Annotated in this window: 10 protein-coding genes and 1 tRNA gene; 8 read left to right on the forward strand and 3 right to left on the reverse strand. The window is 39.4% G+C overall.

Annotated elements, in window-relative coordinates; translation table 11 throughout:
* Nucleotides 1–156: 156 nt before the first annotated feature.
* Entirely contained in the window at nucleotides 157–1113 is a 957-nt protein-coding gene (locus H5122_RS07155; RefSeq protein WP_182672964.1) for a methylenetetrahydrofolate reductase, read from the reverse strand.
* Nucleotides 1114–1363: 250 nt separating this feature from the next.
* On the opposite strand from H5122_RS07155, the gene H5122_RS07160 reads away from it, so the two are divergent.
* The 3 genes from H5122_RS07160 to H5122_RS07170 all read left to right on the forward strand — a co-directional run bounded on the left by H5122_RS07160 (nucleotide 1364) and on the right by H5122_RS07170 (nucleotide 5978).
* On the forward strand, nucleotides 1364–4246 hold the full coding sequence (locus H5122_RS07160) for a pitrilysin family protein (protein WP_182681792.1): 2883 nt from the start codon (nucleotides 1364–1366) through the stop codon (nucleotides 4244–4246).
* Between the two features lie 197 nt (nucleotides 4247–4443).
* Nucleotides 4444–5262, forward strand: coding sequence for a serine O-acetyltransferase (cysE, locus tag H5122_RS07165; RefSeq protein ID WP_002958786.1), 819 nt, complete (start codon nucleotides 4444–4446; stop codon nucleotides 5260–5262).
* A gap of 35 nt (nucleotides 5263–5297) precedes the next feature.
* Complete coding sequence (locus tag H5122_RS07170; protein WP_182681793.1) at nucleotides 5298–5978, forward strand: hypothetical protein; 681 nt, start codon at nucleotides 5298–5300, stop codon at nucleotides 5976–5978.
* Here H5122_RS07170 and xseA read toward each other — a convergent pair.
* Nucleotides 5975–7306, reverse strand: coding sequence for an exodeoxyribonuclease VII large subunit (gene xseA / locus H5122_RS07175; RefSeq protein ID WP_182681794.1), 1332 nt, complete (start codon nucleotides 7304–7306; stop codon nucleotides 5975–5977). The genes H5122_RS07170 and xseA overlap by 4 nt on opposite strands.
* A 135-nt stretch (nucleotides 7307–7441) precedes the next feature.
* On the opposite strand from xseA, the gene guaB reads away from it, so the two are divergent.
* The 5 genes from guaB to rimI all read left to right on the forward strand — a co-directional run bounded on the left by guaB (nucleotide 7442) and on the right by rimI (nucleotide 11647).
* Nucleotides 7442–8911 (forward strand): IMP dehydrogenase, encoded by a 1470-nt coding sequence (guaB, locus tag H5122_RS07180; protein WP_182681795.1) that lies wholly within the window; start codon nucleotides 7442–7444, stop codon nucleotides 8909–8911.
* 102 nt (nucleotides 8912–9013) lie between these two features.
* Entirely contained in the window at nucleotides 9014–10591 is a 1578-nt protein-coding gene (gene guaA / locus H5122_RS07185; RefSeq protein WP_002958782.1) for a glutamine-hydrolyzing GMP synthase, read from the forward strand.
* Nucleotides 10592–10746: 155 nt separating this feature from the next.
* A tRNA-Trp gene (locus H5122_RS07190) sits at nucleotides 10747–10823 on the forward strand.
* A gap of 64 nt (nucleotides 10824–10887) precedes the next feature.
* Nucleotides 10888–11193 carry a hypothetical protein gene (locus H5122_RS07195; protein WP_182681796.1) on the forward strand — a complete coding sequence of 102 codons (306 nt, stop codon included), beginning with the start codon at nucleotides 10888–10890 and terminating at the stop codon, nucleotides 11191–11193.
* Nucleotides 11180–11647, forward strand: coding sequence for a ribosomal protein S18-alanine N-acetyltransferase (gene rimI, locus H5122_RS07200; protein WP_182681826.1), 468 nt, complete (start codon nucleotides 11180–11182; stop codon nucleotides 11645–11647). Before H5122_RS07195 ends, rimI begins: the two co-directional genes overlap by 14 nt.
* Before the next feature lie 73 nt (nucleotides 11648–11720).
* On the opposite strand, the gene H5122_RS07205 is transcribed toward rimI, so the two are convergent.
* Nucleotides 11721–14387: an ATP-binding protein gene (locus tag H5122_RS07205; RefSeq protein WP_182672969.1), complete on the reverse strand. Its 2667-nt coding sequence runs from the start codon at nucleotides 14385–14387 to the stop codon at nucleotides 11721–11723.
* Nucleotides 14388–15018: the final 631 nt, after the last annotated feature.

Genomic DNA, 15018 nt, shown 5'->3' on the forward strand with positions numbered 1-15018 from the left:
AAAAGGCTTGAGAGTAATAACCAAAAATAGCTTCAATGAATAGCTTAAGCTGCAAATTTTTACTTGTACTTCTTAATTTATTTTTCAAAGTACGGACATAAAAAAGCAAGCCATGAGGCTTGCCAAGAAGGGTGTTAATTAGCTCTTATCTAGCCTTTAAGCTATTAGCTTTTCAGCAAGGTTTAATTCCATAATAGCTTTTAATAAACGGTATAAGTTAATTGATGCATCAATTTCTTCTTTACGGTTTGTTAAGCTTTCAATATTTAAGCCCAGTGGCACGTCTAGGTGTGCACAGCTTTTAAGTATTAAGTCGAGGTTTTCTCGGCAAATACGGACCGATTCGCTTAATGTATTGTCTGCATCAAGCATGCGCCATTTAGTTGCCTCTGGCACTGAGATACCCAACCATTGCATAAATTCTAAGGTTTTTTCGCCGCCGCACGGGGTAAACGTTAATATAATACGTTGTGGTGTAATACCCTGCGCTTTACATGTACGTGCGTAGCTAGTGATTAGCTCTATAGTCGCTTGTGCATCGTAAACAGCTTGCGATATAAAAAACTGACAACCTTGTGCTGTTTTTTCTGTTAATCGTTCGTGCTCATTTCGTTTACTTGAATGGCGCTCGGCAATAGTAACGCCACCTAAAAAGAAATCATCTGATTGCTCAGCCAATGCTTTATAAGCATCTGGCAGGCTTAGCTTTATATCGCCTATCGATGATGGGCTACCTACTAAAACAACATTTTGTAAATCGTAGTCGTTTTTAGTTTCACTTAGCCAATCTTTAAATTCGCCTACACCACGCTGCGCCACACTTTTATAAGTAATTACATCTTGTGCAGATAAATTACGAAGTAAATGGCTGTATTCACGCGGATCAACGGTTTGTTTAAACGCAAATGGGCGGTCTTGGTTAGTTCGGCTGCTTTCGTCTTGAATGTCGTAAATTATCACGCCGTCGTATTCAATTTCGTGTAAGCGACCTAATAGCTTTTCTGCAATGGTTTTTAATTGCGCTTTATCGGTGCCAATTTTAGGCGGGGTAGTACCAATAAGATAAACACCTTGATTGGTGTCCACTATCTTCTCTTTTAGTGATAAAGCCATAATCCTCATTCCAGCTAAGTTTGTTTTGATGGATTTAATATAGCAGCCATTTAGACGTCTAGATAGATTTATTTAATGAAAGTTTTTCAATTAACATGATGTTTATTCATAGTGCTTGTTCCCATTATTTATAATTGACACAGTTGTTTACATAATAAATTCCCTTGGGGCTCTTATATTTATTGGCTTTGGGGCATAATTAAAGAGTTAAATCTGACAACAAATTTGCTCAATTTAAAAAGGGACAACAATGAAATTTAAATTATTAGCAACCAGCTTAGCGGTATCGCTGGCGTTAACAGGTTGCACCATGCAACAAAATCAAAGCACGCAAACAACAGCACAACAAGAACAAGTAAATAAAGCTGATGACCGTGTTTTTTCACAAGATTACTTAATTGAAGAGCTAGAAAACGGCTTGCGTGTCATGGTTGTTAAAACCGATTACCCTGATGTCGTGTCGCTGCAAATTCCGGTATTGGTTGGATCGCGTAACGAAGTTGAAGAGGGCAAAACAGGCTTTGCTCACTTTTTTGAACACATGATGTTTAAAGGCTCAAAAAAATACCCTGAAGATGTGTACTCAGACATATTAAAAAATTCAGGTGTTGATAACCGCGCTTATACAACAAACGATTACACAAATTACCATTTAAACTTTTCAAAGCAGCATCTTGATAAAGTACTTGAGCTTGAAGCTGATATTTTTCAAAACTTAACCTACACCGAAGAGCAATTTAGAACAGAAGCACAAACGGTAAAAGGTGAGTACTTAAAAAACAACGCGAGCCCAATTCGTAAATTATTAAGCGCTGTACGCGAAGAAGCGTTTGATAAGCACACGTATAAACACACCACTATGGGCTTTTTTAAAGACATAGAAGCCATGCCTGATCAAATGGCCTATGGTAAAGAGTTTTTTGCTAAGTTTTATAAGCCTGAGTATGTGTCACTTGTCATCGTGGGCGATGTAGACCCACAAGCAACAATGGCAATGGTTAAAAAGCATTGGGGCAGCTGGGAAAAGGGTAACTATGTTGCTGACATTAAAGCAGAACCTGTTCAACAAGCACCAAAATATTTGCACCAGCAAGATGAAGCGCTACCAGGGCATTGGTTACTTGTATCGTACAAAGGCGCTGCGTGGGAGCCTGCTAAAAAAGACAGAGCTGCACTAGATTTAATCTCGCAGCTTTATTTTTCAAATAATTCAGATTTATATCAAGAGCTAGTGGTCGACAAACAAATTGCCAGCCAAATGTTTACCTATAACCCAGAGACTAAAGATCCGGGTTTATTACACGTATTTGTTAAAGTAGAAAACGCAGACGATTTAGCCACTGCGCGCGATGCCGTTAATCGAACTTATGCAAAAGCACGCACTGAGCTTGTTGATGAGCAAAAGCTCAGTGATTTAAAATCGAATCTTAAATACAGCTTTATTAATGGCTTAGATTCGTCGCAAGCGATTGCATCAACCCTTGCCAGCTACATGCATTTTGAGCGCGATCCAGAGGTTATAAACCAGCTGTATAAATCGGCAGATAACATCACCAGCGCAGATATTAAAGCCGTTGCTAATAAATACTTTACTGATAACGCACGTACCACATTAACAATGTCGGCACTTGATAAAGCCCCAGGTTTTGAGCAAGAAGTTAATTTAAATACGCTTACTGCAAAGCTTGAACAAGCACCCGCGGCACCTGCATTTAAAGTACTTGATAAAACCAATAGCTCGCCGTTAATCGATGTTAACTTTTTATTCAATACCGGCGCGGCTGCCGACCCTCAAGGCAAAAAAGGTGTTGCTGCGCTCACTGCGGCTATGCTTGCACAAGGAGGCTCAGAGGCGACAAGCTATAAAGATATTCAAAAAGCACTTTATCCGCTTGCTGGTAGCTTTGGTTATCAAATAGATAAAGAAATGCTGTCGTTTCAAGGGCGTATTCATAAAGACAATGCAGCGCAGTGGTATTCACTTGTGAGCGATCAATTATTAAACCCAGGCTTTAGAGACGATGACTTTAAACGCCTTAAAAAAGAAATGATCGATGGTATTAAATCAGGCTTAAAAGCATCTAACGATGAAGAGCTAGGCAAAGAAGTGCTATACAGTGCACTTTACAAAAATCACCCTTACGAAAGTTACAACTACGGTGATATTTCGGATTTAGAAGCGTTGACGCTAGATGATGTTAAAGCGTTTTATAACAGCGAGCTTACGCAATCTAAACTCACGGTTGGCTTAATTGGGGCTGTGCGTGCAAACCTTAAAGCTAAAATGATGAGCGATTTTGCAACGCTACCAAAAGGTGAGCAAAGCCGTTTAAGTATTCCTGATGCGCCAGTGCTTAAAGGTCATCATGCAACTATTGTAGAAAAGTCAGCGCAATCGACGGCGGTATCGTTTGGTTTCCCTATTGATACAATAAGAAGTAGCGAAGACTGGACAGCCCTTTGGCTTGTGCGTTCGTACTTTGGTGAGCACCGTAGTTCTAACAGCTTTTTATATGAGCGCATTCGTGAAACTCGCGGCATGAACTATGGCGATTACGCATACATTGAATACTTTCCACGTGGTATGTTTCAAACCAAGCCAGATGCAAACCTAGGGCGCTCAGAGCAAATATTTCAAGTGTGGTTACGCCCACTTCGCTCTAATAACGATGCGCACTTTGCAACACGTACCGCCTTGTTTGAGCTAGATAAGCTAATTAAAAATGGTATGAGCGAAGGCGATTTTGAAGCTACGCGTAACTTTTTAATTAACTTTGTGCCGCAAATGGTTGCAAGTCAAAATCGCCAATTAGGTTACGCGCTTGATAGCGAATTTTACAACACTGATAGCTTTGTAAGTTACGTAACTAATAAACTTAAAACGCTAACGCTTGCTGATGTTAATCGCGTTATTAAAGAAAACTTACAAACAGACAATGTTCACTATGTATTTATTACTGGTGACGGCGCTGATATGCAAAAACGTTTAGCATCGCAGCAAACCTCACCAATGGTTTACAACACTAATAAACCTGCTGAGCTGGTTGCTGAGGATAAAGTAATTGCTGATTATAAATTAGCAATTCCTGCAAAAAATATTGAAGTGATGAAAGTCGATAAAGTATTTCAATAATTTAAGTGTTTTTTAAGCGTTAAAATAATGCCTCGGTGCTATAAGCATCGAGGCATTTTTATTATTTAATAATGAAACTTAATAAACAGTTATACCTAATAACCAGAACAAATAACTAAGGGATTAACACCTTAGTGGTTAAATCCGTTAGACTTGGGAAAAGGCTATTTTATATCAACTTAAGGCAGTGCAGTATTATGCGTCATGCAATTTGGCAACAGCTTCGCGACGAAGCTAACGATGTAGTAAAACGTGAACCATTATTAGCAAGTCATGTTTATTCATGTGTTTTAAATCATGATTGTTTAGGTTCGGCATTGAGCTTTATTGTTGCTAATAAGTTGGCTGATGCGGTGGTATCTGCATTCACTATCCGAGAGCTGTTTGACCAAGCATTTGTAAAATGTGACCGTATGCTATCTTTTGTTGCTGAGGACATTAAAGCGGTAAAAGACCGCGACCCTGCATCAGAAACCTATCTTACGGTTATATTAAATCTAAAAGGTTTTCATGCTATTCAGGCGCACCGTTTGGCTAATTGCTTGTGGCAACAAAACCGCAAAGAGCTAGCGCGCTTTATTCAAAGCCGTAACTCTGAAGTGTTTGGGGTCGATATTCACCCAGCATGTAAAGTGGGTAAAGGCATTATGTTTGACCACGCAACCGGTATTGTTATTGGTGAAACAGCGGTAATTGAAGATAACGTATCAATTTTGCAATCTGTAACGCTTGGCGGTACGGGCAATGAGCAGGGCGATCGTCATCCCAAAATTAGAGCAGGCGTATTAATTGGCGCCGGCGCTAAAGTACTGGGTAATATTGAAGTAGGTGAGGGCGCACGAATTGGTGCGGGCTCAGTTGTACTTAGCAATGTTCCACCACACACAACCGCTGTTGGCGTACCCGCTAAAATTATTGGTCGACCGGATTGTGAGTGTCCGGCGCAAAGTATGAACCAAAACTTTTTAGCAAATCCTGAGCCTGAAAACGAATCGCACACGAGTGCAATGTTATAAGTAACTAAAAATAATAAAACTTAAAAGGAATTAACATGAACAAGAATAGTTTATTGGCTCTAGGGATTGGGTTTATTGCGGGTGTAGGTTTAACTTGGAGCTACTTTAATGCAGCTTCAAGTCATCCAGAATCTGTTAAGTCGCAGCCAAGTTATGAAAAACAGCAAAAGCTTCATACTGAACAACAAAGTAATGAGGTATTGAGTAATGCAGACTCTGCAGTACCTGAGCAAGTCGCTAGTATAGAGCCCGCTGAAATCTCGCCTACAACCAATTCAGAAACCCAAATGCTTGATGAACTACCTTTAGAAGAGCAAGTAACTCAGCTTAAGCAGCAACTCGCCGAACAGAAAGCGGCGCTCAAAAGTGTTTTAAAGAAAATGAGGGGCCCTTCAGATTTTGAGCAGATTTTACGTGATAAATTTGAAAATCAAACGCGCGATGAAGAATGGGCTTATCGTACTGAAATGGCATTACAAGATTTTTTATTAACTGCTGATTTATCAATTATTCCTGACGTTGTTAGTGCAAAATGTAAAAAAACAGTATGTGAATTTGAACTTGCCGCTCCCACTGATAACGACACATTTGGTAATGCTCAATGGCGAGAGCTAAACGACAAGTTGATGGAACAAGAGTTTTGGCAACAATTTAAAAGCACTACCTCCACATCGAGCGATAGCGAACTTAAAATGTTGCTAAGTACAGAGCTTTAAATAATTTGTGATTCTATAGAGCCATCGACTAACTCTGTAACTAAAACATCGCCTGTTTTAATTTGCCCCACAGATTTAACTACTTTTCCTTGCTGTGTTTTAGTGATGCTATAACCGCGCGCTAAAACATTAAGCGGACTTACCGAGTCTAACCTGCTTGCTTGCAGTGCTAAGCTATTATTCGCTTGTTGTAACTGATGCTGTATAGCTTGGTTTAGCCTAGCTTGTAATTGCGAGAGTTGATGGCTTGCTGAAGCGAGTTTTTTATCAGGTGATTGGCGCATCATACGCGGCGTTAAGTTATTGAGTGTGCGTTCTTGTTGATATAAACGATTACGCATAGCTTGTTGCAGCGCAATGCTTAGCTCATCCAAACGTTGTGATTTTTGACTAAGCTGATTACGCGGATGACACAAATTAAGGCGGTGTTGTAACTGCGTTGCTAATGCGCGTTTATCGGCAATACCGTGCTTAAACGCGTTAGATAAACGATTAACTAATTGTGTTACTTTGTTGTGTAACTCTTGCGTATTTGGGCTTACAAGCTCAGCTGCGGCTGATGGAGTGGCTGCACGAACATCAGCAACGTAATCGCTAATGGTTGTATCTATTTCATGGCCTACTGCACTTACTATAGGTAATTCACTTTCAAAAATAGCTCGTGCGAGCTGTTCGTGATTAAAACACCATAAATCTTCAAGTGATCCGCCGCCTCGTCCTAAAATAAGTACGTCAACTTCATCACGAGCATTAGCTAATTCAATTTGATTAATTAAATGTAGGTGTGCTTCTTTGCCTTGTACCATAGCAGGGTAAATGATTACCTCTAGCTGCGGCGCACGGCGTTTAAGTACCGTTAAAATATCTTTTATAGCAGCGCCGGTTGCAGAGGTAATAACACCAATACGATTAATGTTTTGCGGAAGTGGTTTTTTATACGCAGAGCTAAATAATCCTTCGGCGGCCAAACGCATTTTAAGTGCATCGAATTCTTGTTTTAGCTGACCTTCGCCGGCCGGTTCCATATGCTCAACAATAAGTTGGTAGTCACCGCGAGGTTCATAAAGTGATACACGCGCTTTTACTGTAACTTGCGCGCCATTTGCAGGGCGATAGCTTTGGTTGCGATTATTCCCACGCCACATAGCGGCTTTAATTTGTGCTTTATCGTCTTTTAACGAAAAGTACCAATGTCCAGATGCAGGGGTAATAAAGTTAGAAATTTCGCCCGTGAGCACTAAAGATGCAAAACCTTGCTCAAGTAATGTGCGAATTTCTCTATTAAGGCGTGACACGGTGTAAACCGCCTGCGAAGGCTTCGAAAACATAAAAAACAACCTAAAACTATTTATTGCACTACTTTATCATAAATATTTGCGAAATATTATTTACTCATGCCAACAACGCTGTTAAAATTTGGCCGCAATTCCTTATCTTAGATCCACATGTGAGAAGTTGCCAAAATGCTTAGAATCGCTAAAGAAGCTCTTACCTTTGATGACGTACTTTTAGTACCTGGTCATTCTACTGTTTTGCCACACACGGCAAATATTTCAACTCGCTTAACGCGTGGTATCAAACTTAACTTGCCGCTTATTTCAGCATCTATGGATACTGTTACAGAAGCTCGTTTAGCTATTGCCCTTGCGCAAGAAGGTGGTCTTGGTTTTATTCATAAAAACATGACTATTGAAGAACAAGCGAAAAACGTACGTAAAGTTAAAACCTACGAAGCAGGTATTGTTTCATACCCTGTAACGGTTACTGCCGATTTAACAATTGCAGATGCAATTGAGCTTTCGCACGAAAAAGGTTTTTCAGGCTTTCCGGTTACCGACAGCAATAATGTGCTTGTAGGCATTGTTACTAGTCGTGATATGCGTTTTGAAACTAAGCTTGAACAGCCTGTTTCTACCGTTATGACTAAAAAAGAAAAGCTTGTTACCGTTAAAGAGGGCGCAGCACGCGAAGAGATTTTAGGCTTAATGCACGAACACCGCATTGAAAAAATCTTAGTTGTTGATGATCAATTTAAACTTAAAGGCATGATCACAGTAAAAGATTATCAAAAAGCCCAAGACAAACCTGACGCATGTAAAGATGACCAAGGTCGTTTACGTGTAGGTGCTGCTGTAAGTGTTGGCGCAGGTACTGATGAGCGTATTGCTGCATTAGTAGAAGCGGGTATTGATGTTTTACTTATCGATACATCGCATGGTCACTCTCAAGGCGTTATTGACCGTGTTACTAAAACTCGCAAAGAGTACCCAGACTTACAAATTATTGCAGGTAACATTGCAACGGCTGAAGGTGCGATTGCACTAGCTGATGCCGGAGCCGATGCAGTTAAAGTAGGTATCGGCCCTGGTTCTATCTGTACTACACGTATTGTTACCGGTTGTGGCGTTCCACAAATTACCGCTATTTCAGATGCTGTTGAAGGCTTAAAAGGTCGCGACATTCCTGTTATTGCTGATGGTGGCATTCGTTTTTCTGGTGATATTGTTAAAGCACTTGTTGCTGGTGCATCGTGTGTAATGGTGGGTTCTCTTCTTGCTGGTACAGAAGAAGCACCAGGTGAAGTTGAATTGTACCAAGGCCGTTATTACAAATCTTACCGTGGTATGGGCTCATTGGGCGCGATGGATCAAAAAGAAGGTTCATCAGATCGTTACTTCCAAAAATCAAACGAAGCAGACAAGTTAGTACCTGAAGGTATTGAAGGTCGCGTAGCTTACAAAGGTCCTATTGCAACGATTATTCATCAGCAAGTAGGTGGCTTACGTAGTGCTATGGGCTTAACGGGTTGTGCAACAATTGAAGAGCTAAATACAAAACCACAATTTGTCCGTGTTACTTCAGCAGGTATGGGTGAGTCGCATGTTCATGATGTGCAAATCACTAAAGAAGCACCAAATTACCGCTTAGGTTAAGCAGCGTAATTAATTTAATATACTGGGCTTGCTTTGCAAGCCCTCTTTTTAGTCGTTTACATTAACAAACGGCATTTAGCATCAGACTTTACGAGATACTCCATGAGCAAAGATATTCACGATTCACGAATTCTCATTTTAGACTTTGGTTCACAATACACTCAATTAATCGCCCGTCGTGTGCGTGAAATTGGTGTTTACTGTGAACTTTGGGCATGGGATGTGACTGAAGAGCAAATCCGCGAGTTCAACCCACAAGGTATTATTCTTTCTGGTGGTCCAGAATCAACAACACTTGAAAACAGCCCGCGCGCTCCTGAGTATGTATTTAATGCAGGCGTGCCTGTGCTAGGTATTTGCTACGGTATGCAAACAATGGCAGCTCAACTTGGTGGAAGTGTACACAGCTCTGATAAAAAAGAGTTTGGCTACGCACAAGTTGAAAAAGTAGGCAGCTGTGCATTATTTGATGCAATTGAAGACCATATTACTGATGGCGGCAACGGCATACTTGACGTATGGATGAGTCATGGCGATAAAGTAATGGACATTCCAGCTGATTTTACAACAACAGCTAAAACATCTACTTGTCCACATGCTGCAATGTCTAACGAAGAAAAGCGTTTTTACGGCGTACAATTTCACCCAGAAGTAACGCATACTCATCAAGGGTTACGTTTGCTTGAGCGTTTCGCTATTGATATTTGTGGCTGTGAAAAATTATGGACTCCTGCAAAAATCATTGATGATGCTATTGAGCGTATTAAAGAAACTGTAGGTGATGACGAAGTTATTTTAGGTCTATCTGGTGGTGTTGATTCATCAGTTGTGGCTATGCTTATTCACCGTGCAATTGGCGCAAAGCTAACATGTGTATTTGTTGATAATGGTTTACTTCGTTTAAACGAAGGTCAGCAAGTGATGGACATGTTTGGTAATAAATTTGGCTTAAACATTGTTAAAGTTGAAGCTGAAGAGCAGTTTTTAAATGATTTAGCTGGTAAATCAGACCCAGAAGATAAACGTAAAGCCATTGGTCACACGTTTATTAATGTATTTGATGAGCAAGCCAAAAAGCTTAAAAATGCGAAATGGTTAGCACAAGGTACAATTTACCCTGACGTTATTGAATCTGCGGCATCTGCCACAGGTAAAGCGCATGTTATTAAATCTCACCACAATGTGGGCGGATTACCAGATGACATGAAAATGGGCCTTGTTGAACCATTGCGTGAATTATTCAAAGATGAAGTACGTAAAATTGGTCTAGAACTTGGTTTACCGTACGACATGCTTTACCGTCATCCTTTCCCTGGACCAGGCTTAGGTGTACGTGTACTTGGCGAAATCAAAAAAGAGTACTGTGATTTACTACGCCGCGCAGATGCGATTTTCATCGAAGAGCTACACAAAGCTGAGCTTTATCATAAAGTAAGCCAAGCGTTTACTGTATTCTTACCAGTTAAATCGGTAGGGGTTATGGGCGATGCACGTAAGTACGATTGGGTTGTATCACTTCGTTGTGTAGAAACAATCGACTTTATGACAGCACGCTGGTCACATTTACCATATGAGTTTTTAGGTGTGGTTTCAAACCGTATCATTAACGAAATAGATGGTATTTCTCGTGTAGTTTACGATATTTCAGGTAAACCACCTGCAACTATCGAATGGGAATAATTAATTTTAGTTTTAATTAACTAATTTTAAGTGATTAAAAAACGGCGAATTAGCATGCTAATTCGCCGTTTTGTTTATTTAAAAAGCAGTTGAACTAAAAGAGTGATTTTTCTCTTTACCTTTGGCGAAACTTCTCTATAATTCGTCGTCATTGCAGGGGCGTAGTTCCAATTGGTAGAACAGCGGTCTCCAAAACCGATGGTTGGGAGTTCGAATCTCTCCGCCCCTGCCATTTCTTCTTTACATCGTTTTTATTACTTCTTATATTGTTCAAATGTCTAATCTACTGAGTTGTTATGCATCCACGTTACGCAGCTATTTTTGATATAGAAAATCTTGAACTCAATCAGCATTATTGTTCTCAAGCAAATGATCAAGCAGATACTTTATCGCAAAGCACGACAGCTAGTTCTTTAACGATAAATGAGCAACTATTTGCAGACATTAAGTTCAGTGCAGGGGCTATTATTATAAATAGCGTTGTACAGGGTAGTGAGATGCAATTAAACGACAATCAGCTTACATTGCCAACCCCACAGCTTAACGCCTCTGAGAAGCGTGCTTTATGGGCTTTAATGAGTGAACACCTTGATAAACTTTAAATCAGTAGATGAAACTGCAATACCTCAATTAATGGCCATCGAAACAGCATGTCATAGCCATCCGTGGACTTTAAATACAATGAGTTCATGTATAGGCGGGCGCTATTTTAATGTTGCCGCATTTGATGAGGTGAGCATGATTGGTTTTTATATTGGTGAAAAAGCAGGGCCTGATTTTACGCTTATGGATATTTGTGTAACACCGAGCTACCAGGGTAAGGGTATTGCAAGGCAGTTGTTAGCCCAGTTTATTGAATATGGTGAACAGCAAAATGCTGAAAACCTCTTTTTAGAAGTACGTGAATCTAATACGCGGGCTATTGCGCTATACGAGAACGCTGGCTTTACAGAGATGTCAGTGCGTAAAAACTACTATCCAAGTGATAATCCGGCCAAAAATGGCTTTGAAGACGCTATTTTAATGGGCATGGCATTAGGTTTAAACTTTTCATAATTAAAGTCGGTGGTTAGCGTTTTAAGCATAGAGCACTAACACACCGAACTTGTACTATTTTGTAAGTTTTCTTTTAGGTTACTTTGCCACTAATTGCTTGCTCAATGGCTGCTATTAATTTATTTACTAGCTCGTCTCTTGGCACTTTATTGTTACTTTTTAAATTTTCTTCAAGTGCCGCAGCGCTGTGATAAATTTCATCAAAATTAAAGCACCCAGAACTACCTTTAATACTGTGCGCTATACTTCTTAATGCTTCCCAGTCATTACAATGTTGCAGAGTTTTAACTTCTTCTAAATAAGTAGGTAAGTTGGCTAAATAGTTATCAGTAATTTGCTGAAACTTTTCGCTTTTTAATAAGCTGTCCCACTTATTTTGATTATCCTTTTCAAGATGTAGGTAGCTTACGAGTACATTTTCCAGAGCATCTTTATCAATAGGTTTAGCGAGTGCTTTGTTACAACCAGCTTCTAGGTAAGTACCTATATCGTGGTTCATAACATTAGCAGTAAGGGCAATAATGGGGCCATCGTATGCTGCATGACGAAGCATTTTAGTCGCTTCTAATCCGCCCATTACAGGCATTTGCATATCCATTATAATAAGCTGGTAGTCATTAACGAGTGCCATTTCTACAGCTTGTGCGCCATTACTAGCAATATCGGGTTCAAGGCCCCAAGTTTGCAGTAATAATTTAATTAATAGTTGGTTATCAGGGTTATCCTCAGCGACTAAAATATTAGCCTCAAAGTTATTGGTCGCAAACGATAAGAGAGGGTCTTTCTCTGGTATTAACTGGCTTTCTTGCGTTAAAAACTCAAGCATTGGTTGATCATCAGATAACTGACACGACACCCTAATTGTAAAGCGGCTACCAACGCCAACTTCACTTTCAAGCGTTACATCGCCACCAAGTAACAGTGCTAAATTTTTAGAAATACACAACCCAAGGCCTGTACCACCAAAACGACGTGTGGTTGTGGCATCGGCTTGCTCAAACGGTTTAAACACACGCTCTATTTGATGCTCAGACATACCAATGCCGGTATCTTTAATTACAAATTCTAGCTTTTGACTTGCTTGTAAATAATGCACGCAAATAGACACACTGCCATTTTCGGTAAATTTAACAGCGTTATTTGCAATATTTATAAGTATTTGTTTTAAGCGGGTCACATCACTATAAATGGTGCGAGGTAGCGGCAGTTGGTAATCAATATTAAGGGTTAATTGTTTTTCTTGTGCCAGTGGTTGAATAATTGATTCAATGTCATGCACAAGCTGCACTACGTTTAACGCAGACAAATCGACAGCTAGCTTTTCAGCTTCAATTTTAGATAAGTCGAGTATGTTATTTATTAACTCTAGTAAGTGTTTTGAATTACGCAAAATAGTGCTTAGATGTTGTTTGTCGTTGGCTACTTTGTCGTTGTGGAGTAATTGCTCTGTAAAGCCCATAATAGCCGTAAGTGGCGTTCGTATTTCGTGACTCATATTAGCTAAAAAACGACTTTTAAGCTGATTAGCTTGCTCGGCTTGGCCAATTGCAAGCTCTAGTTGGCTGTTCATGGCTTCAAGTGCTTTAGTACGACTTTCTACTTTATCTTCAAGGTGGTGTTTATATTCTTCAAGCTGCTGCTGGTAGTGTCTAATTTGATTAACCATGTGGTTAAAGTCGTTAAACAAAACACCCACTTCGTCATTTGTATGAGCTGGTAAGTGCACCGACAAATCGCCATCACCAACACGGTGGCTTGCAGCACCTAATAATTCAATTGGGTTAAGTAATAAATTACGTACCACTATAAAAATTAATATTGGCAGGGTGATTATCGAAATAATAACAATTAAGCCTGTTATTAAGCTTATGGCTTTACCAGATTGATAAAGCACACCTTTGGGAATGGTTGAAACGTAATAATATCCACCGGGCATTTGTACGGCAAAAATCATACGCTCTATTTTATCTATGCTTGAGAGTTCAATGGTAGAAAGCATGCCTATATCGGCAAGATCGTGTACTTGGTTAAGTTCATATTCGCTTATGTATTGGCCGCGCATGTTGTAGTCGGAGCTAAATAAAATTTTCCCGTCTTTGGTCAACATTAAATTAAGTGTGTTGTTATATGGCGCTTCTAAAATACTGGAGTTGAGTATTGAAGGCTCTATATGTATTACAATAAAACCAAGCTGCTGTGGACGTTTCAAGTAGTAATCAACGCTGTCAATTCGTTGAATGAAATATAAGCTCGTGGTGCCATCGTCCTTTTGAATCATAAATTGCTGTGTACTTAAATTACTTTGCAATACTTGATTAAAAAATGGATAGCTTTTAGGTGCTGTTGTTAGGTTATTAGAGTAGTAGGCATCACTTTTCCCACTTGCTGAAACTAAATTAATGCTAATTATATCTGGATAAGCTTCGCTGTAACTGGCAAATACATCCATAAGCGCGCCAAGTTTTCGGGTGTAATTACCGTTGGCACTAATATCGTTTGCTAAAAAGTCACTAAGTACTGGCGAATTTGAAAGTAGTTTTGCAGTAGAGTGAAAAGAGTCGATATAGTTGAATATTTTTTGCTGTTGTTGCTCAACAAAACGGCTCATTATTAAATCAGCTTGTTTTTGTGTTGAATTAGTGACATTGGTGAGCGTAAAGCCACCTAAAAATAGCAGTGGTAGAATAACAAGAGGTGTTATATACCATAATAATCTTATACTTAACTTACTGGTTTTCATGACCAAACGACTTATCCTCCATGCAATCTGCCAATAATATGCGTTACGACCTGATTACACAAGCTTATAGCGGTCTTGGTGGCTAAATTACAATCATTAGTTGCATGATCTTTAGCTCTTTTTTTTATGTTTAAGTTATTTAAATTTAACAAGTTACATGGATATAATATTAATTCGCTGTTTAAAAAACTTACATAGTTTTACATCTTTTAAAGTTACTAATTAAAGTTGATGCATTGCCAGGCGTGACATTAAAAGGACACGTTGACAGTCTAAGTCCAGCAAGTGGTGTAAGTTACTCCACTATTAGTGCGCATAATGCAACAGGCAACTTTACCAAAATAGCGCAGCGCCTACCGGTAAAGATTAGTTTAGATGCTAAGCAGCCTTTACTTAGTCAACTACGTGTTGGAATGTAGGTTGTACCTACTATTGATGTTGTTAAGTAACTACTCATTTTTATTTAAACGATCTACGAGCAAATTGTAGGTCGTTTAAATATCGCTTGCTGTACACATTTATTTTAAAGCTAAGATATTTTTAAGTAGATAGCACACTTTTATACCGACTCCTGTTACAATTGCCATTATTAAAAAATCAACTATTGACGCTTTATTATCAGCTGTTTGCA

Origin of the sequence: Pseudoalteromonas sp. SG43-8 (assembly GCF_014164245.1) — a bacterium.
Classification (GTDB): Bacteria; Pseudomonadota; Gammaproteobacteria; order Enterobacterales; family Alteromonadaceae; genus Pseudoalteromonas; species Pseudoalteromonas distincta.

Coding starts and splice junctions, on each gene's coding strand:
- H5122_RS07155 (WP_182672964.1), bottom strand. CDS start 1,113: ATGGCTTTATCACTAAAAGAGAAGATAGTGGACACCAATCAAGGTGTT.
- H5122_RS07160 (WP_182681792.1), top strand. CDS start 1,364: ATGAAATTTAAATTATTAGCAACCAGCTTAGCGGTATCGCTGGCGTTA.
- cysE (WP_002958786.1), top strand. CDS start 4,444: ATGCGTCATGCAATTTGGCAACAGCTTCGCGACGAAGCTAACGATGTA.
- H5122_RS07170 (WP_182681793.1), top strand. CDS start 5,298: ATGAACAAGAATAGTTTATTGGCTCTAGGGATTGGGTTTATTGCGGGT.
- xseA (WP_182681794.1), bottom strand. CDS start 7,306: ATGTTTTCGAAGCCTTCGCAGGCGGTTTACACCGTGTCACGCCTTAAT.
- guaB (WP_182681795.1), top strand. CDS start 7,442: ATGCTTAGAATCGCTAAAGAAGCTCTTACCTTTGATGACGTACTTTTA.
- guaA (WP_002958782.1), top strand. CDS start 9,014: ATGAGCAAAGATATTCACGATTCACGAATTCTCATTTTAGACTTTGGT.
- H5122_RS07195 (WP_182681796.1), top strand. CDS start 10,888: ATGCATCCACGTTACGCAGCTATTTTTGATATAGAAAATCTTGAACTC.
- H5122_RS07205 (WP_182672969.1), bottom strand. CDS start 14,387: ATGAAAACCAGTAAGTTAAGTATAAGATTATTATGGTATATAACACCT.